The organism is Mycoplana azooxidifex (genome assembly GCF_014196765.1).
Taxonomy (GTDB): domain Bacteria; phylum Pseudomonadota; class Alphaproteobacteria; order Rhizobiales; family Rhizobiaceae; genus Mycoplana; species Mycoplana azooxidifex.
This window is the reverse complement of sequence record NZ_JACIEE010000002.1, coordinates 77,639-96,378: the sequence shown is the minus strand read 5'-3', so window position 1 is coordinate 96,378 and position 18,740 is coordinate 77,639. Positions and strand designations below refer to the sequence as shown.

The 18,740-nt window shown below is 64.4% G+C and carries 18 protein-coding genes; 4 read left to right on the top strand and 14 right to left on the bottom strand.

The window, feature by feature from the left end:
• Positions 1 to 22: 22 nt before the first annotated feature.
• On the bottom strand, positions 23 to 199 hold the full coding sequence (locus GGQ64_RS03885; RefSeq protein ID WP_183799433.1) for a hypothetical protein: 177 nt from the start codon (positions 197 to 199) through the stop codon (positions 23 to 25).
• Positions 200 to 674: 475 nt separating this feature from the next.
• On the opposite strand from GGQ64_RS03885, the gene GGQ64_RS03880 reads away from it, so the two are divergent.
• Positions 675 to 2,894, top strand: a complete 2,220-nt coding sequence (locus GGQ64_RS03880) for a tetratricopeptide repeat protein (protein WP_183799430.1) — start codon at positions 675 to 677, stop codon at positions 2,892 to 2,894.
• Between the two features lie 28 nt (positions 2,895 to 2,922).
• Here the strand turns inward: GGQ64_RS03880 and GGQ64_RS03875 are convergent, their stop codons facing one another.
• From GGQ64_RS03875 to ehuR, 13 genes are all read right to left on the bottom strand, one after another.
• Entirely contained in the window at positions 2,923 to 3,420 is a 498-nt protein-coding gene (locus GGQ64_RS03875; RefSeq protein WP_246422321.1) for a YHS domain-containing (seleno)protein, read from the bottom strand.
• 41 nt (positions 3,421 to 3,461) lie between these two features.
• The gene (locus GGQ64_RS03870; protein WP_183799427.1) at positions 3,462 to 4,085 is read right to left on the bottom strand and encodes an ankyrin repeat domain-containing protein; all 624 of its coding nucleotides are present in this window, start codon (positions 4,083 to 4,085) and stop codon (positions 3,462 to 3,464) included.
• 106 nt (positions 4,086 to 4,191) lie between these two features.
• A complete protein-coding gene (locus tag GGQ64_RS03865; RefSeq protein ID WP_343059406.1) occupies positions 4,192 to 5,088 on the bottom strand; it encodes a DMT family transporter in 897 nt (298 codons plus the stop codon).
• 143 nt (positions 5,089 to 5,231) lie between these two features.
• On the bottom strand, positions 5,232 to 6,236 hold the full coding sequence (gene doeB, locus GGQ64_RS03860) for a N(2)-acetyl-L-2,4-diaminobutanoate deacetylase DoeB (protein WP_183799424.1): 1,005 nt from the start codon (positions 6,234 to 6,236) through the stop codon (positions 5,232 to 5,234).
• Between the two features lie 7 nt (positions 6,237 to 6,243).
• On the bottom strand, positions 6,244 to 7,425 hold the full coding sequence (gene doeA, locus GGQ64_RS03855) for an ectoine hydrolase DoeA (protein WP_183799420.1): 1,182 nt from the start codon (positions 7,423 to 7,425) through the stop codon (positions 6,244 to 6,246).
• Between the two features lie 32 nt (positions 7,426 to 7,457).
• A complete protein-coding gene (eutC, locus tag GGQ64_RS03850) occupies positions 7,458 to 8,450 on the bottom strand; it encodes an ectoine utilization protein EutC (protein ID WP_183799416.1) in 993 nt (330 codons plus the stop codon).
• Complete coding sequence (gene eutB, locus GGQ64_RS03845; RefSeq protein WP_183799413.1) at positions 8,447 to 9,451, bottom strand: hydroxyectoine utilization dehydratase EutB; 1,005 nt, start codon at positions 9,449 to 9,451, stop codon at positions 8,447 to 8,449. The genes eutC and eutB overlap by 4 nt, the downstream gene beginning before the upstream one ends.
• Positions 9,452 to 9,455: 4 nt before the next feature.
• Positions 9,456 to 10,238, bottom strand: a complete 783-nt coding sequence (gene eutA / locus GGQ64_RS03840) for an ectoine utilization protein EutA (RefSeq protein WP_183799410.1) — start codon at positions 10,236 to 10,238, stop codon at positions 9,456 to 9,458.
• Positions 10,235 to 10,897 (bottom strand): ectoine/hydroxyectoine ABC transporter permease subunit EhuD, encoded by a 663-nt coding sequence (gene ehuD, locus GGQ64_RS03835; RefSeq protein WP_183799407.1) that lies wholly within the window; start codon positions 10,895 to 10,897, stop codon positions 10,235 to 10,237. The genes eutA and ehuD overlap by 4 nt, the downstream gene beginning before the upstream one ends.
• A gap of 2 nt (positions 10,898 to 10,899) precedes the next feature.
• Positions 10,900 to 11,559, bottom strand: a complete 660-nt coding sequence (gene ehuC / locus GGQ64_RS03830; RefSeq protein WP_183799404.1) for an ectoine/hydroxyectoine ABC transporter permease subunit EhuC — start codon at positions 11,557 to 11,559, stop codon at positions 10,900 to 10,902.
• A 102-nt stretch (positions 11,560 to 11,661) separates the two neighbouring features.
• Entirely contained in the window at positions 11,662 to 12,516 is an 855-nt protein-coding gene (ehuB, locus tag GGQ64_RS03825; protein ID WP_183799400.1) for an ectoine/hydroxyectoine ABC transporter substrate-binding protein EhuB, read from the bottom strand.
• Positions 12,517 to 12,577: 61 nt separating this feature from the next.
• Positions 12,578 to 13,363: an ectoine/hydroxyectoine ABC transporter ATP-binding protein EhuA gene (gene ehuA, locus GGQ64_RS03820; RefSeq protein ID WP_183799397.1), complete on the bottom strand. Its 786-nt coding sequence runs from the start codon at positions 13,361 to 13,363 to the stop codon at positions 12,578 to 12,580.
• A gap of 121 nt (positions 13,364 to 13,484) precedes the next feature.
• Positions 13,485 to 14,870, bottom strand: coding sequence for a MocR-like ectoine utilization transcription factor EhuR (gene ehuR, locus GGQ64_RS03815; RefSeq protein WP_183799394.1), 1,386 nt, complete (start codon positions 14,868 to 14,870; stop codon positions 13,485 to 13,487).
• Positions 14,871 to 14,975: 105 nt separating this feature from the next.
• Between ehuR and GGQ64_RS03810 the strand changes: the two genes are divergently transcribed.
• From GGQ64_RS03810 to GGQ64_RS03800, 3 genes are all read left to right on the top strand, one after another.
• Positions 14,976 to 15,473, top strand: coding sequence for an Lrp/AsnC family transcriptional regulator (locus GGQ64_RS03810; RefSeq protein WP_183799391.1), 498 nt, complete (start codon positions 14,976 to 14,978; stop codon positions 15,471 to 15,473).
• Positions 15,474 to 15,594: 121 nt separating this feature from the next.
• Positions 15,595 to 17,091 carry an NAD-dependent succinate-semialdehyde dehydrogenase gene (locus tag GGQ64_RS03805; RefSeq protein WP_183799388.1) on the top strand — a complete coding sequence of 499 codons (1,497 nt, stop codon included), beginning with the start codon at positions 15,595 to 15,597 and terminating at the stop codon, positions 17,089 to 17,091.
• A gap of 44 nt (positions 17,092 to 17,135) precedes the next feature.
• Positions 17,136 to 18,512 carry an aspartate aminotransferase family protein gene (locus GGQ64_RS03800; protein WP_183799385.1) on the top strand — a complete coding sequence of 459 codons (1,377 nt, stop codon included), beginning with the start codon at positions 17,136 to 17,138 and terminating at the stop codon, positions 18,510 to 18,512.
• Positions 18,513 to 18,740 lie beyond the last annotated feature (228 nt).

Here is an 18,740-nt window from a genome sequence, read left to right as displayed (position 1 = left end):
CGCCGGGAGCGCCGCGCGCGTTCTACTGCCGTACCAGTTCCTCGAGCTCCTGGCGCGAAAGGCAACGCTCCTGCCGGGCGTCGACGGCGGTCCGACAGAACCTGAGTTCGGTGAAATGAGGCAGATTCAGCGCTTGCCTGACGGTGAGCAGGCCCAGCGGCACCCGACTACCGGCGACCACCGCGGATACTTCGATCATTTGTGGCATTCTTTTCCTCCCTGATTGCGGGGGCATATGCCCGACTTTAAGGGCAACTTGATGGCATCGGCCTCTACAATGCCTACTGTCCCATCGCCGCCAGGACGATAGCCGTCGGAAGCCCGACCGTTATCAGGGTGCCGGCCACCAACGAGGCCAGCCTCCAAATGCGCTCACGCGTCGCCTGTCTCTGGTCCCATTCATAAGCCATCGCATCGTCCTCCCTCGAGGCAAGGAAGCAGTTGGCCGTCGCGGAGTCGAGTCGGGCGTGGTTGAAGGCGGGGTCCAATCCGACAACATCTCAGATTGTCGCCCTTCACCGGCAAACCTGCCAGGCAGCTACATCCCCTCAATCTCTGCTCAATCCGCGGCTCATCGCGATCGCAGCAGGAGCCGGATGCCGGTCGACGGCGCATGGCCCCGTCGGCATTCCTGCGGTAGCATGAGCAGCACGGGGCTTCGTGGATTGTCGAGAATGGAGCGTCATCTTGCAGCCGTCATGATCGCTGACGTCGTCGGATACAGCCGTTTGAGCTCGACCGACGAGGAGGGAACGCGGGCGCGGTTCAGGTGCGACCTCTCCGAGGTGTTTCAGCCCAGTTTGGCGCGACATCACGGACGGCTGGTCAAGACAATGGGCGATGGCCTGCTGATCGAGTTTCGAAGCGTTCTCGACGCGCTCCAGTGCGCGATCGAGGTGCAGAATGCAAAGCGGCAGCGAGAGAACGACGTCCCGGCCGACCGACGGCTGTTGTTTCGCATCGGCATTACCCTCGGCGACGTGATCGTGGAGGGTGACGACATCCACGGCACCGGCGTCAACATTGCCCACCGGCTGCAGACGCTGTCGGAGCCAGGCGGCATCGCCGTCTCCGGCAGCGCCTACGAACAACTGCGCGGCAAGACGGACGCGCCTTTCGTCGATCGCGGCCTGCAGCGGGTCAAGAACATCGACGAGCCCATTCGGGTCTATCTGGTCCAAACGGACGCGTCCGCGCGACGCCCAGGGGCATGGTCGCCGCTCCGCGGCCTCTCGCGGCGCAGGATGCTGGTCGGAATGGCGATCCTCGCCGCTATTCTCATCGGAGGGCTGAACTGGTGGAAGCCGTGGACGCAACTCGCCCCTTCACCGCCCACTCAGCAGCGATTGGCCTACCCGCTGCCGGACAAACCTTCCGTCGCCGTGCTTCCCTTCATCAACGTGACCGGAGACAAGGAGCAGGACCATCTGGCGCGGGGCCTGACTGACGACCTCATCACCGAACTCTCCAAAGTGGGGGGCCTGTTTGTGATCGCCCGGCATTCTGCCTCCGCGGTCGCGGACGCAGGTGGTGCGATCGAAGCGGCCGCGGGGAAACTTGGCGTTCAGTACGTCATCGAAGGAACCCTGCAACGCGCCGGCATCAACCTTCGCATCAACGTCAAGCTGCTCGACGCCATGTCCGGTCTTTCGCTCTGGGCGGAGCGATACGACCGACAGTTCACCGACCTGTTCGCGGTACAGGACGATGTGATCGGAAAGATCATCTCCGCTCTGGAAGTCCGGATCAGCGAGGGAGAGAGGAACCAGATCGAGCGCATACCCACGGACAATCTCGAGGCCTACGACTACTACATGCGGGCCGAGCAGCAAGGGCCGAGCTACGGCAATGTCCAGACCTATCGGCAGGCACTGTCCTACTACCAGAAGGCCATCGACCTCGACCCGCGTTTCGCCGACGCGCATGCCGGCATTGCCCGGATCGCTGTCGATATCTGGCGCAACGACTTCAACTACATCTGGTCGGCGGCCGTTGCGAGAAAGATCGCATATGACGCAGCCGGCGAGGCGCTCAAGATCGATCCCGAGAATGCGCGCGCGCACACGGTGCTGGCGCTGCTGCAACTGGTCGACGGACATGGCGACGAGGCCGAGGTGTCGGCCACCCGCGCCACGGCAGCGCGACCTAACGATCCGGAAGCGCACGCCAATCTCGGCCTTGTCCTTGCGCTGACCGGGAGCCACCGCGAAGCGATCGCCGAGGCGGAATACGCCTTGCGACTCGACCCGACCCCCGTGCCGAGCTTCACGCTTCTCGCCGGCATGATCCTTTATATCGCCCGCGCGAACGATGAAGCGATCCCGCTGATCGACACAGCCGCGAAGGAACTCGGCAGCTCAGAAACTGCGCATGAATTTCTCGCAGGCGCCTATGCAGCCGCTGGCGATGAAAAGGCCGCCCGGGAGGAGGCGCGCAAGCTTCAAACGCTCTTTCCCGAGACAAACCTGACCTACTACAGCCATCTCTACGATTACTGGCCAGCGCAGGATCTGGACTATCACCTCCAGCACCTCCAGGCCGCCGGTATCTCGGCCTGGCCGTTCGGCATCGAGACGCAGGGGCCTGAACGCCTGACTAGGGACGCGTTGGGCAATCTCATCGCGAACAGGACCTGGGTCGGGCGGCACCGGAACGGAACGGAGTTCATGCAGTACTTCGACACGAGCGGCGACACCGCCTACCGTACCGCCAACACCAGCATCACCGGCAAGGCCGAGGTCAGCGGTGACCGCCTGTGCGAACAGTTCGAGGGATATTTCCTCGACAGGATGGTCTGCGGCTATGTGCTCCGCAACGACGACAAGCTCCATCCCGACATGGACTACATTCACGTCACGCCACAGGCGGCGAAATATTTCTCGCTTGCGCCCTGACGCGTGGCCGCAGGCGGGCGTCCACTGCTCAACGTGGAGCGTGGCGCCAATCCGTCCCGGCTTTCTCGGTGACGAGGGTCTGTTCCACTTCGGACCAATGCTCCTTGGAATCCGGCAACTTGCTGGGGTTCTTCTCGAACCCTTCTGCCGCGCCAGGGTCGTAGGAGATGTAAAGCTTGCCGTCGATGATCCGCCATGCCTTGGGATCGATGTTGGTCGTGACCGTACCGAAGGAGACGCCATCGGCGCAGTATCCGCCATATTGCGGGGCGTACTTCGCCGGCTCCTTGGCAAACAGGTCGCGGTTTTCTGCGCTGGCGAATTGCCATGTCGCGCCGAGCCAACGGTAGGTGTACCGGGGCGATCCCTCCACGGCTTCGTTCCGGGTGAAATAGGCGACCGTGTCGTATCCCTTGATCGCCACGTCACCGAAGTAGCCTGTATTGACGAAATCCCCGGCGAGGACGGGCCCCGTCAGGCAGACGGCAGCGACAAAGGCCGCTCCAGTCCAATAGGAAGTTCGCATGCGATCTCTCCTTCCCGGCGCCTGTCGCCAACGCGACAGGATCATTGCCGCTTCGTGCACTCGGCATAGAGCCAGTCGCCGACGAGCTCGGCTTTCTGGCAACTGGCGCCCGCCTTCAGCAGCAGTTCGGCCGCCTCCCAATGGGAACGCCATCCGGCCTGCGTCAGCGGGGTGTAGCCATTCCTCTCCTTCGCCTCGATGTCCACCTTTTGAGCCAGAAGGAAGGCGACCACATCGGCATGTCCCTCCTCCGCCGCCCCATGCAGGGGGGTCATGTGGTAGAAATTCCCCGCATCGTTGACATCGGCACCCCGCGCGACCAGCATTTCCACCACGTCTATGTTTCCGGCATAGGCTGCGGCATGAAGAGCCGTCAGGCCGCCCCGGTTGCGGGCCTTTACATCCGCACCACGCTCCACCAGCAGAGCGATCACTTCCGGGCGCCCGGCGAGTGCGGCGATGATGAGTGGCGGCTCACCGGTTTCGTCTGTGTCCGACGGTGCGGCGCCCTTGTCGAGCAACTGCTTGACCGCCACCACATCGCCATCCCGCACGGCGTCATGAAACGGGCCCGCAGACAGCGTCGCTGTCAGGCACAGGAGGATCGGTACAGAAAGAGGCAAAATCCGCACTGCAAACCTCCACGGTGGGCGTGCACCGGCCATGCCGGCCTTAATATGCGGTACGTCTTATATACATGTGACCGGATGGACGATCAAGCTTCGCGACGAGAGCTGCGATGCGCAGCGTGCGTGACAGATCAACGGCAATCTATCGCCTGCGGGCATAGAGGATGCCACAGAGGACGATGGCGCCGCCGATCGCCTGCGTGATGCTGACGCCCTCGCCGAGCACGACCACGCCGAGAAGGGCAGCCACGACAGGCTGGATCAGCAGGGTGAGCGAGGAGAAGGCCGTCGGCAGGTAGGCGAGCGCATAGGTGATCGCCACCTGCCCGCCGGCATGGCTGATCAGCGCCAGCCCGAGAAGCATGGCCCAGCCGAAGAGCGTGACGGGGAAGAACTGGTTCTCGGTCAGGAGTACCACGGGCAGCAGGCAGACCGCCGCCGAAGCCGTGCTCCAGAGCATGACGCGGGCGGTGTCGAAACGGCCGCGCAGCCTGGCGACGCCCAGCATGTAGCCGGCGTAGAACAGGGCCGCGAGGATCGCCAGGGCATCACCTACCGGATTGCCTTCGGAAAGCCCGCTCAGCCCGCCCTTCAGGACGACAATACCGGTAATCGCAACAGTGAGGCCGATCAGGAAGGCACGGCTGATCGATGCGCCGAGGAACAGCCAGCCGACTGCTGTCACAAAAACGGGGGCCAGATTGGCGAGCAGCGTCGCATTGGCGACGGTCGTCACATGGATCGCGGCGTGCCAGGCGACGAGATCGGCTGCGAGGAAGACGCCCGGCAGGGCGAGTGCGACCATGTCGCGCAGTCCCGCCGGCCCGGCTGCCTGGCGCTTCTCCGTCATGCGGAAGAATACAAGCAGCGGCACAAGAGCGAGGGCCACGCGCCAGAACGCCGTCGCCATGGGGCCGATCTCGGAAAGTCGCACGAAGATCGGCGAGCCGCCGATCGCTACCCCGCCCGCCAGCAGCGCGATCAGCGCCAGGCGGTTGCGGGCGGCGGATGCCGTGGCGGCAAGTTCGGTCTGCGTCACGGCAATGTCCAGTCTGCGTGTGGCTCGAATGCCGCGAAGGACTAAAGCATGTCGCGATCCTTCGGATTCGCTCTGCACGCTTTAGTCTCTGTTTTTTGCATGTCGTTATCGCAAAACCGCTGCACACTTTTGCGCGACATGCTTTAGACCGTGATCGCCAGAACCGCAACACAATCTCCGGCCTTGACGAGGCCGGGAAAATGCCGGGCGCAGAGGATGCCGTCCATCTTCGCGCGAACCTCGGAGGGCGGCGCCCCCGTGCGCCCCGTCGGGTAGATACGGGCCACCACCTGGTCCTTGACCACGGTGTCGCCCATGTCCACCAGCGGCTCGATCAGACCGCCTTCTTCGGCGAAGGCAAAGCAGTCGCCGTCCGGCATGTCGAGCCACTGCGTCGGGGCGACGTCCGCCTTGCCTTTCACGATGCCGGCCTGTCGCAGCACGTTGATCACGCCGCGCTTGGCTATCCCGGCACTTTTTGCCGTCGCCGTGCCGCCGCCGCCGAGTTCGGTGGTGATGAACACCTTGCCCATTTCCTCCGCAGCCGTGTCGTACATGCCGACCGCATCGATTTCGAGCATCTTCATGGAATAGGGTGCGGAGAAGGCCTGCACCAGTTCGAAGGAGCGCTGCTCCTGCGCCTTGTCCGGCAGGATGTGCGCGGCGCAGAAGGGCAGGAAATCAAGCGTCTTGCCGCCCGAGTGGAAGTCCAGGACGATGTCGGCCAGCGGCAGCAGCGCGCGCTGGAAGTAATCGGCGATCTTCTGCGTTACCGTGCCGTCCGGCCTGCCCGGAAAGCTGCGGTTCAGGTTGCCCTTGTCGATCGGAGACGTCCGGGTGCCGGCGACGAAGGCCGGATAGTTCATCGCCGGGATGATGATGACCCGCCCGGAGACATCCTCTGCCTTCAAGGTGCGCGCGAGGTCGAACAGCGCGATCGGCCCCTCATACTCATCGCCATGGTTGCCGCCGGTGAGAAGGGCCGTCGGCCCCTCCCCGTTCCTGACGACCGTGATCGGGATCATCACCGAGCCCCAGGCGGAATCGTCGCGGCTGTAGGGCAGCCGGAGGAAGCCGTGCTGGATGCCCTCGGCCGAGAAATCGACCGTGGGCGTGACCGGCGAGGCGCGCAGTTCGGTTTCGCTCATGGCAGGCTCAATCCTTGACGAACAGCTTGCGCGGCACGTTGGCGAGGCATTCGACGCCGGTGTCGGTGATCAGGATGCTCTCGGTGATCTCCAGGCCCATGGTTTCCAACCAGAGACCGGTCATGAAGTGGAAGGTCATGCCCGGCTTCAGTTCCGTACGGTCGCCGGGGCGCAGGCTCATGGTGCGCTCGCCCCAGTCCGGCGGATAGGAGATACCGATGCCGTAGCCGGTGCGGTTGTCCTTGACGATGCCGTATTTCTTGAGCACCGCGAAGAAGCCGTTGGCGATGTCCTCGCAGGTATTTCCCGGTTTCGCAGCGGCGAGACCCGCCTCCATGCCTTCCAGCGTCGCCTTCTCGGCATCGAGGAATTCCTGCGTCGGCTTGCCAAGGAAGACGGTGCGCGACAGCGGGCAATGGTAGCGGTTGTAGGCGCCGGCGATCTCGAAGAAGGTCCCCTCGCCCCGCTTCATCGGCTTGTCGTCCCAGGTCAGATGCGGCGCGGAGGCATCGACTCCCGACGGCAGCAGCGGCACGATCGCCGGGTAGTCGCCGCCGATGCCGTCGACGCCGCGCGTGCCGGCATCGTAGATCTCGGCCACCAGGTCGCACTTGCGCATGCCGACCTCGATCTTGTCGAAGATGCGCTGGTGCATGCCCTCGACGATGCGGGCGGCATTGCGCATGTACTTGATCTCGGTCTCGCTCTTCACGGCGCGCTGCCAGTTGACCAGCGCCGTCACATCGACGAAGCGGGCATTCGGCAGGTGCTTGACCAGGCTCGCGAAGGCGGCGGCGGAGAACCAGTAGTTGTCCATCTCGACGCCGATCGTCAGCTTATCGAAGCCGCGCTCGACCAGCCTGGCGGCGAGATAATCCATCGGATGGCGCTCGGTCGACTGCACGTAGTGATCGGGATAGCCGATGATGTTCTCATGCTTGAGATAGGCTGTCAGCTTGGCGCCATTGGCATCCTGGCCGCGGCCGTACCAGATCGGCTCGCCGGTCGGCGGCACGACGACGGCCTGGTGCACGTAGAACGACCAGCCGTCATAGCCCGTCAGCCACGCCATGTTCGACGGGTCGCTGACGATCAGAAGGTCGACGCCCTTCGTCTCCATGGCCTTGCGCGTCTTTGCCAGGCGCGTCTCATATTCCCCAAGGGAAAATTTGAGGTTCGGTTGGGTCATGTTTCTCCCTCATTCTCCGGCACTTGCCGGTCTCAACTTTCAAATGGTGTACCGGCACCGGCAGACGTCGCGCGCGAAAAGGCGAGCGTTGCGATAGCCGTGTCCTGAATGCCCGTCCCGGTCAGGTCGGCAATGGTGATCTGGCTTGCGTCACTGCGTCCCTGCTCCAGCCCGGCCGCAATGCGGCCGAGTTCGGCGAAGGCTGCGTCCCGGGCCACGAGGCCCGCCTCGATCGCGTGATGCAGTTCGCCGAGACGACGGGTCTGGCCGAGACTGTCTGCCACATACAGGCCAGCCCCCACGATCGCCGCCGGCTCGATCTCGTTCTTGTGCTCGGCATCCGAGCCCATGGCGGTGAGGTGCTGGCCCAGTTCCAGCCATTCGGCCTTCAGGATCGGTGTCTCCGACGGGGTCGTGGTCACGATGACATCCGCGCCGGCAACGGCCATCTGCGGATCGGCCATTGCTGCGACGGATATGCCCAGCGTCCGCGTGAGATCGGCAGCGACCTTTTGCGCCTTTTCCGCGTCGCGCGCCCATATCCGCGCCTCGCGGATCGGCCGCACCAGCATCAGTGCCTGCAATTGCAGCCGCGCCTGCATGCCGGCGCCAAAGATCGCGGCAACGCTGGAATCCTGCCGGGACAGGTACTTGGCGGCAACGGCGCCAGCAGCGGCGGTGCGCACGTCCGTCAGGTAGCCGTTGTCGAGCAGCAGCGCCTGGACGAGGCCCGTCTTCGCCGACAGGAGCACCATCATGCCGTTGGTGCTCGGCAGGCCGATATCCGGGTTGCCGAAGAAGCCGGGGCTGATCTTGATGGCGAAACCGTCCAGACCGGGCACGTAGGCGGTCTTCACGTCGACCTCGCCGCGGTGCTCGGGAATGTCGAGGCGCAGGATCGGCGGCATAGCGACGGCCTTGGTGGCGAGCGCCCGGAAGGCGTCCTCCACGCAGGCGACGGCGTCCGCGTCCAGCGTCACCACCCTCCTCAGGTCGGCCTCGGTCAGAATGATCATCCGGCTCATGCCGCCACCTCTTCCTGAACAGACGTCGCGCCGTTGATGATCCGGCGATGCAGGATCATGTCGACATTGCGGCCGGAGAGGATGGCGACGACAGGTCCCGAAGACTGGAGCCGTCCGGAAAGCAGCGCTGCGATGCCAACCGCGCCGGCGCCCTCAACGATCTCTCGCTCGAGGCCGTAGGCGTGCCGCATGCCCGCGGCGATCTCTTCCTCTGACAGCAGCAGCACATCGTCGAGCAGGTCGCGGCACATGGAAAAGGTCAGCGCATTGTCGAGCCCGATACCGCCGCCGAGCGAATCCGCGAGGCTCAGCAGTTCCTCGACCTGGACCGGGCGTCCGGAATCGAGGCTCGCCTTCATCGCAGCGCCGCGTTCCATGGTCAGCCCGATGACCCTTGTCCTCGGATTCGCGCTCTTGACGGCCGCGGCCACGCCGGCCGCAAGCCCGCCGCCGGAGAGCGGCACGAGCACGGTCGCGACGTCTGGCAGTTGCTCGATGATTTCCAGCCCGAGCGTTCCCTGACCGGCAATGACGGCGGCATGGTCGAAGGGCGGCACCATGACCATGCCCTTCTCCACAACCAGCCGGTCGACCTCCTCCTGCGCCTCGTCCTGCGAATTGCCGACGATGCGGACCTCGGCGCCGAGCCGGCGGATTTCCGCGACCTTGTTTTCCGGCACCAGCTTCGACATGCAGATGGTCGCAACCGCACCTTCCGCCCTTGCCGCATGCACAAGCGCCCGGCCGTGATTTCCGGTGGAGGCGGCGACGACGCCGCGGGCGCGCTCCGCCGGCGTCAGCGACAGGACCGCATTGGTCGCGCCGCGCAGCTTGAAGCTGCCGGTCGTCTGATGGTGTTCGAGCTTGAGGTGGACCGGAACGCCCGTCATCACCTGAAGGACGGTGGACTGCACCATCGGCGTGCGCAGGACCCGCCCGGCGATGCGGGCGGCTGCCGCGCGGATATCGTCGATCGAAACGGATGCCGGTTGCGCGCACATACGATCAACCTTCCGGATAGGGCTTGGTCATGAGAATGCCGAGCTCCGGCCGCGGCGCCGCATCGCCGCAAAGGCGCAGGCATGCCCAGGCCGTAGCAAGGTTGCTGCTGACCACAGGCTTTCCGAGCGCGTTTTCGATGCGCGGGGCGACCTCGGCCGCGCGAACGGCCGTGCAGGAAATGAACAGTGCATCCGACTGCGGCGCCATCGCCTCCGCCGCGAATGCTGCGATCTCGTCATGCGAAATCCGCGCCATCTCCCGATCATCCGTTAGACCGAGGCAGGTGAAGCGGTCGATCTCGAAGCCGAGATCGGCGAAATAGCGCGCCATCGGCCGACTGGTCTCGACCGTATAGGGGGTCAGTATCGAAATCCGCCTGGCGCCCACGGCCTTCAGGCCCCGCACGGCCGCAGCCGTCGGCGTGACGACGGGAACGCCGGGCTTTGCCGCCTGCACCGCCGCCTCGATCTGCCCGTCGCCGATGACCACGGAGGCCGAGGTGCAGGAATACATGACCACGTCGAGCGGTTCGTCCGGCAGGATCAGCGCCGCACCGGCCGTCAGTTGCGGCTGCATCTTCATCAGGTTCTCGGGCGTCACGGGGTTTGCATAGGGGATGCGCGTGACGTAGACGCCGATCCGCTCGCTGGCCACCATGCGCTGGAAATCGACCTCGGTCGTATGGTCCGTCGCCAGGATGATCAGGCCGACCCGCTTTGCCAGCGGGCGGTCGTCGAGGCGCGGGGCGCGGCTTGCCGTGCCGATCGGGATATCGCTCGGCGTCATCGCGCATCCACCCTGGCATAACGCTCTTCGAGGAAACGCAGCGCGACGACGGACATCAGGCTGATGACCAGGAAGAACACGCCGACCAGCGTCATCGGCTCGATATAGCGGTAGCTGCTGTTGGCGACGCTCTTTGCCTGGTTCATCAGCTCCAGCACGGTGATGGCCGACAGCAGCGGCGTTTCCTTGAACATGGCGATGAAATAATTGGCGAGCGCCGGGATCATCGGCGGAATGGCCTGCGGCAGCACCACATGGATCCAGGCCTGACGAATGCTGAGATTGGTGGCGCGCGCCGCCTCCCACTGGCCGCGCGGCACATTGTCGATGCCGGCGCGATAGACCTCGGCCGCATAGGTGCCGTAGTGGATGCCAAGCCCGATGACGCCCGCGACCAGCGGTGACAGCCGGATGCCGATATCCGGCAGCACGTAGAAGATGAAATAGAGCTGTACCAGCAGCGGCGTGCCGCGAATGAAATCGGCAAGGAACCCGACCGGGCGCGCAATCAAAGGGTTCGGCGAGCGCCGTGCAATCGCCAGAACGAGGCCGACGACAGCGGCAACGATCGCGCCGAGAACGGTCGCAAGGATGGTGATCTTCAGCCCTTCGAGAAGGGTCGGCATGATCTGCCAGACGAATGCCCAATCCCACTCCATGATCAGACCCTCACGCCATCAAGACCGCGCGACGCGCGGCGTTCCAGCCAGCGCATCCCGGCAGAAATGGCCATGGCCATGGCGAAATAGAGAACGAGGATGGTCGCGAACGGGACCAGGGTATTGCCCGTCTGCGCCCTGACCACCTGCGCCTGGAAAGTCATGTCGGTCAGCGAGATCAGCGAGACGACGGCCGTTCCCTTCAGAAGCTCGATGGCGTTGTTGCCGAAGGTCGGCAGCATCAGCGGCAGCGCCTGCGGCAGGATCACGTGGCGCAGGCGCTGATAGCGGCCGAGATTGAGGGCGACGCAGGCCTCGTGCTGTTCCCGGCCGATGGCCCTGACGGCGCCGCGCACGACTTCCGCACCATAGGCGCCGACATTCAGCCCCAGCGCCAAGACGCCTGCCTGCAGCGGCGTCAGCGTGATGCCGGCGAACGGCAGGACGAAATAGGCCCAGAAGAGCTGCACGAAGATCGAAGTGCCGCGGAAGAACTCGATATAGACCGTGGCCAGCGCGCGGACCGCGGCAAAGCGGGACAGACGGCCGAGACCGGCGACAAAGGCCATGACGAGCGCCAGCGCCGAGCCCATGACCGTGAGCTCGATCGTCACCAGCGCGCCTTGCAATATCAGTCCCAGGTAGCCGGACCAGTCGATCATCGTGCTTTCTCTGTCATTGCCGGTTCTGATGCGGTTGGCGAGGCGTCATGCCCTGCCCGTGCCGCAAGCGGGGAGAGGCAAAACGCCTCTCCCCGGCGATCGTCAGTTGGCAGCCGCGCAGAGCTTCTCGCGGGTCGTGGACATCGCGGCCGCGGCCGAGAAGCCGTAGGGCTCGATGAGCTTGGCGAACTCGCCCGATTCCTTCAGCTTTGCGAGTTCCACGTCGAAGGCATCGCGCAGCGCCTCGTCGCCCTTCTTGAAGGCGGCGCCGTCGCAATAGACCGGGGCACCCTGAACTGGAGCCACGACTTCGAGGTTAGGGTCGTTCGCCTTCTTGACGAGATCGTTGATCGACAGGACCGGCAGCGAATAGACGTCGATGCGGCCGTCCTGCAGCATCTTCAGGCCGCTCTGGCCATCCGGCACCACGATGACGCGCTCGCGCGGCACGCCGGCTTCCAGCGCCAGTTTCTCTTCCGTGCCGCCGCCGGGCGCGCCGATGGTGGCCGACTGGTCCTTGGCGATGTCGGCATAGCTCTTGAAGCCCTTCGGATTGCCCTTCTTGACGAGCATGGCTTCCGCGTCGCACAGGACGGGCTCGGAGTAGGCGACGGCCGCGCAGCGCTCCGGCTTCATGAACAGGCCGGCGGTGACGGCGTCATGACGCCCTGCCTGCAGGCCCGGGATCATCGCGCCATATTCCGAGATCGAGGCGACGACGTCTACGACGCCGAGGCGCTTGAAGACCTCGCGGGCGACGTCGGGTGCCGCACCCGAAACCTTGCCGTCTGCGCCGACGGCCGTGAACGGCGGTTCGTTGGCGATCGCGATACGGGCGAAGCCCTGCGCCTTGAGCTCCTCCAGCTTGGCGTCATCGGCGCTTGCGGGGGCTGCGGCAAACGCCGCCATCAAAGCCGTGGCACCGGCTGCCATCGTCATGAAATGTTTCAATGTCATCGTTCCATCTCCTCTGGATTTTCCCATTTTTATCGGAGGCATTGCCGGATCGCCCCAGCGATCAGACGCGGTGCCCCGCCGCGATTATCTTGCGCAGGAAGGTCTGTGTTCGCTCCTGCCTGGGATTTCGGAATATGTCGTCTGGCTTGCCCTCCTCGACGATCCGGCCCTTGTCGAAGAACAGGACGCGATCGGCGAAGTCATGGGCAAAGCCCATCTCGTGGGTGACGAGCAGCATGGTCATGTCGGTCTCGGCGGCGAGTTTGCGCATGACGTTCAAAACCTCCTCGACCAGTTCCGGGTCGAGCGCCGAGGTCACCTCGTCGAACAGCATGATCTTCGGCGACAGCGCCAGGGCGCGGGCGATGGCCACGCGCTGCTTCTGTCCGCCGGACAGTTGCGCAGGCATGCTTTTCGCCTTGTCGGCCATGCCCACCATGTCGAGAAGTTCCTTCGCCCGCGCTTCGGCCGAGGCCTTTGCCACGCCCTTGGTCAGCATCGGCGCCAGCGTGATGTTGTCGAGCACGCACTTGTGCGGAAACAGGTTGAAGTGCTGGAAGACCATGCCGATCTTCTCGCGCATCTTCTGCAGATGCCTTTCGTCGGCGGGGACCAGTTTGCCGGCCTTGGGCATGTGATAGAGTTGCTCGCCGTCCAACTCGATATGACCGCCGTCGATCTTCTCGAGCGTCATGAGGATGCGCAGGATGGTGGTCTTGCCGGATCCGGACGGACCGATCAGCGCCAGCTTCTCGCCCGGCATGACATCCATCGACAGACCGTCGAGCACCGTCAGCGGGCCGTAGGTCTTCGTGATGTTGTCGATGCGAATGATGGGCGAGGCCATGCATGTCTCTCCCTGTTGAGACGAGCGATGCCCAACGATGACCAGCTTGTTAAATCATGTCAATTATCAAAATAATATCATGACAATTATTCCTTACCTGCTCAAATGTCAGGCGGAACCGTCAAATAGCAAGCAGAAGCGCTTCCGGATTTCCCTGAGCCAATGAAGCGACGATACCAAGCCCCGTGCGCAGTTCCGCTTCGGACGTGGAGCCGAGCGAGATGCGCACGGCCGGAGCGTGGCCCTGGTCGGCGGTGTGGAAGGAGGCGCCGGGGGCGATCGCCACGCCGCGCAGCCGTGCCTGCGCCACGAAGCCCTCTTCCGTATGCTGGCATGTCAGCGGCAACCAGACGTGCAGGCTCTGCGGATGGGCGTGATAGGCAAGCCCCGCCAGCGCCTCGGCAGCGATCTCGTGGCGCCGCGCCAAGGCCCGTCTTTGCCAGTTCACCAATTCCATCGCCGTACCGTTGCTGACCCAGCGCGTGGCGACCTCGACCATCGCCGGAGTGGCCATCCAGTTGGAAACCAGGTGCCGGTTGGCGACCGCTGCGACATAGCGGTCGGGCGCGACGAGATAGCCGACGCGCAGGCCGGGTACGGTGATCTTGGTGAAACTGGTGACGTAAAGCGTGCGATCCGGCGCGAAGGCCTGCATCGGCGGCGGCCGGTCTTCGACCATGGGCCCGAGAATATCGTTCTCGATGATCGCGATATCGTGTCTGGCAGCGACGGCGGCCAGTTCCTCACGCCGTTTGGCGCTCATCAGCGTTGCCGTGGGGTTGACCACCGAAGGCTGAAGGAACACCGCCCGGATCGGCCCCTTGCGGCAGGCAGCGTCCAGGGCGGCAGGGATCATCCCGTCCGCATCTATGGCCAGGCCCTCGAGGTGGATGCCGAGATAGCTGCAGAGCGGTACCAGCGTATGATGGCTGATGGCCTCCGTCGCGACCGTCGATCCGGGGGGCGCGACGCTCATCAAGGCCACGGTCATGGCCGATGTGGCACCGTTCGTGAGATTGATGTTGAGCGGGGATACGTCCACCCCGCAAAGCTGCAGCCATTCCGCCGCAACGGCCCGGTGGCGGGGAAACACCATGTTGGGGCGGAACGAGAGCGCCGAACTGGATGGCAGGTTTTCCGCCAGCCATCCGAAGGCCTCGCGCATGCGCTCGAGATGGATCTGCTCGCAGACAGGCTTCAGGATCGACAGGTCGATCACCTCGCCGAGCCGCTCCGGCAGATAAGGTGGTTCCGGCTCCTTCGTCCTCGTCTGCACGAAAGAGCCGCGGCCGATTTCGCCGGCCACCATGCCGCGCCGGGTCAACTCATCATAGGCGCGGCTCACCGTCTGGATCGAAAGGCCGAGGTCTTCCGCGAGCTTTCGATGCGTCGGCAGGCGGTCGCCGTCGGCAAGCTTGCCGTCATGGATGGCATTGGCGATCTGCTCGGCCAGCGAGAGGTAGGCCGGACGACGAAGCTGCAGCGGATCGGGGCGCCAATTTGTCATGATTTGACAGTGATAAAATTCAGGTCAATTGACAATGCAAAAATTGCATTCGTCTCGGCTTTTTCATAGTCTTTGCCATGATTTCGATTTGGGGCCGCCCTCCGCATGAAACTTGACGCGATCGACCTGCGCATCCTCGACGCCGTCCAGCGGGACGGCCGCATCACCAAGGTGGCGCTCGCCGAAGAGGTCGGCCTGTCGCCCACGCCCTGCTGGATGCGCCTGCGCAAGCTCGAAAAGGCCGGCATCATTTCGGGCTATCATGCCCGCGTCGCAGTCCGCCGCGTCGCACCGGTCGCAAGCGTGATGATGGAGGTCACCCTCGAAAACCATCGCCAGGCCGATTTCGACCGCTTCGAACGCGCAGTCGCGGCGATCCCCGAAATCGTCGCCTGCTGGTCGGTCGGCGGCGGGGTCGACTATATTCTGAAGATCATGGCGGCCGATATCGACGCCTACCAGCGGCTGGTCGACGGCCTGCTGGACCGGCAGATCGGCATCGCCCGCTACTTCACCTACATCGTCACCAAGACGGTGAAGGAGGAAACCGCCCTGCCCCTGACGGCGCTGCTGTCGGCCCCGGAACCCGCGAACGGCCAATAGACGATTCCTCTGCGGCGGCTTACTCCCTTGGACCAATCCTCTGCCCCTACCGCCGACAACAGACCATTTCTCGCGCCAAACCTGCCAGACTCCGTGCCGATAAAAGCCCAAGGAGCCGGAGATGAATGCCGTATTCGCACGACCTGCCTGCCATGATGCGCTTGAGCGCCTGAAGGACAGACATCTCCTCAAATCGCTGGCCTATGTCGGCGGCCGCTGGGTCGCCAACGCGGCAAACCGCACTTTCGAGGTTCGCGATCCCGCGTCCTCCGTGCCGCTCGCCTGGGTTTCCGCGCTGGATGCCGACGAGACGGGAGGCGCCATCGACGCGGCATCGGCTGCGTTCGCGAAATGGCGCGCAATGCTTCCGCAGGATCGTGCGGCGATCCTGCGGCGCTGGTACGACCTGATGCTGTCGGCCAAGGACGATCTCGCGCTGATCATGACACTGGAGCAGGGAAAGCCGCTGTCTGAATCGCAGGGCGAGATCGCCTATGCGGCCTCGTTCATCGAATGGTATGCCGAGGAGGGCAAGCGGCTGAATGCCGAGAGCGTGACCAGCCATCTTGCGGGCGCCGAGATGATCGTGCGCCGCGAGGCGCTCGGCGTCGTCGGCATCGTCACGCCCTGGAACTTCCCCTCCGCCATGGTCACCCGCAAGGCGGCAGCGGCACTCGCCGCCGGCTGCACGGTGGTCGCGCATCCCTCGTCCGAGACGCCCCTGTCCGCGCTGGCGCTGGCGGAGCTCGGCGAGCGGGCCGGCCTTCCGGCCGGTGTCTTCAACGTCGTCACCGGCGATGCCGCCACGATCGTCGGGCGGATGTGCGAGGATCACCGCGTCCGGGCCCTCAGTTTCACCGGCTCGACCGAGGTCGGCAGGATCATCACCGGGCAGTGTGCCTCGACCATGAAGCGGCTGGTGATGGAACTCGGCGGGCACGCACCGCTGGTCGTCTTCGACGATGCGGATATCGGCAAGGCCGTGGACATCGCCATCAATGCCAAGTTCGCGACCTCCGGCCAGGATTGCCTCGCCGCCAACCGCATCTATGTCCAGCGCCCCATCCTGGAAGCCTTCAACGCCGCCTTCAAGGCACGCATCGAGGCCCTGAAGGTCGGCGACGGCCTTGAGCCCGGCGTCGAGATCGGCCCGCTGATGCATGCGCGCGCCATCGAAAAGGTGGGCGAGCAGGTCAAAGACGCCATCCGGCGGGGCGCGCGCTGCATCACCGGCGGCAAGATCCATTCGGCCGGCCCGCTGTTCTACACACCGACGCTTCTTACAGACGTGCCCGACGATGCGCTGATCATGCGCGAGGAAACCTTCGGGCCGGTCGCAGCGATCACCGCCTTCGACACCGAAGCCGAGGTCATCGCCAGGGCCAACGACAGCGAATACGGCCTGGTCGCCTATGTCGTCACGGAGAACGGCGCCCGCCAGATGCGGCTTGGCCGGGCGCTGGAATATGGCATGGTGGCGATCAACCGCGTCAAGATCACCGGCGGCCCGATCCCCTTCGGCGGCTGGAAGCAGTCCGGCATCGGCCGCGAAGGCTCCCGCCACGGGATCGAGGCCTTCACCGAACTCAAATATCTCTGCATCGACACGGCCGCCTGACGCCTCGCGAGGCCGGCACCCAATATACGGAAAAGGAAAGCAGCATGCCCGAACACAGCAATGAAATGACCGCCTGGGACCGCGACCACTTCTTCCACCCGTCCACCCACATGGGCATGCACGCCCGCGGCGAAACGCCGACGCGCATCATCGCCGGCGGCGAAGGCGTCCACATCACCGACACGAACGGCAAGACGAGCCTCGATGCCTTTGCCGGGCTCTATTGCGTCAATGTCGGCTACGGTCGCCAGAAGATCTCCGATGCGATCGCCGAGCAAGCCAAGAACCTCGCCTACTACCACGCCTATGTCGGCCACGGCACCGAGGCCTCGATCACGCTGTCGAAGATGATCATCAACCGCGCGCCGGAAGGCATGAGCCGCGTCTATTTCGGTCTGTCCGGCTCGGATGCCAACGAGACCAACATCAAGCTGATCTGGTACTACAACAACATCCTCGGGCGTCCGGAGAAGAAGAAGATCATTTCGCGCTGGCGCGGCTATCATGGCTCCGGCGTCATGACCGGATCGCTGACCGGCCTCGAACTGTTCCACAATCTGTTCGACCTGCCGCGCGCGCCGATCCTGCACACCGAAGCACCCTATTATTTCCGCCGGCCGGACCGCGCGATGAGCGAGGAACAGTTCTCGCAATATTGCGCCGACAAGCTGGAAGAGATGATCCTCGCCGAAGGCCCCGACACCATCGCCGCCTTCATCGGCGAGCCGATCCTCGGAACCGGCGGGATCGTTCCCCCGCCGCAGGGCTACTGGCAGAAGATCCAGGCGGTGCTGGAGAAATACGACATCCTGCTCGTCGCCGACGAGGTGGTCACCGGCTTCGGGCGCCTCGGCTCGATGTTCGGCTCCGATCATTACGGCATGAAGCCCGACCTGATCACCATCGCCAAGGGCCTGACCTCGGCCTATGCACCGCTGTCCGGCTCGATCGTCTCCGACAAGGTCTGGCAGGTTCTGGTGCAGGGCTCGGACAAGATGGGGGCGATCGGCCATGGCTGGACCTATTCCGCCCACCCCATCTGCGCCGCAGCCGGCGTGGCAAATCTCGAGCTCGTCGATGAACTCGGCCTCGTCGAGAATGCCGGCTCCACCGGCGCCTATTTCCGCGCCGAGTTGGCAAAGGCCGTCGGCCACCACAGAAACGTCGGCGACGTGCGCGGCGACGGGTTGATGGCTGCGGTCGAATTCGTCGAAGACAAGGACGACCGCGTTTTCTTCGACCCCGCCCGCAAGATCGGCCCGCAGGTCTCGGCTGCCCTTCTGGAACGCGGCGTCATCGGCCGCGCCATGCCGCAGGGCGACATCCTCGGCTTCGCGCCGCCGCTGTGCCTGACCCGCGACGAAGCCGACACCGTCGTGAAGGCGGCAGCCCAGGCGATCGAAGCGGTCCTCGGCCGCTGAGCGAGCCCCGCTTGCACAAAAGACGATAGCGTCGGCAGGAGCACAGGCCGGCGCCTCCGACATGAATAGAGCCGCTGGCTGGGGATATCTCACGGCAAACCCCGGCCGCGGCTTCCGGCGCCGATGGAACCAATGCGGTTCCGCGCAAAAATCGCATGCGATATGACTGGTATATATGCATGCGATTTAATCAATGCATAGATTTGATGCATCCGAAGCGGGCAGCCA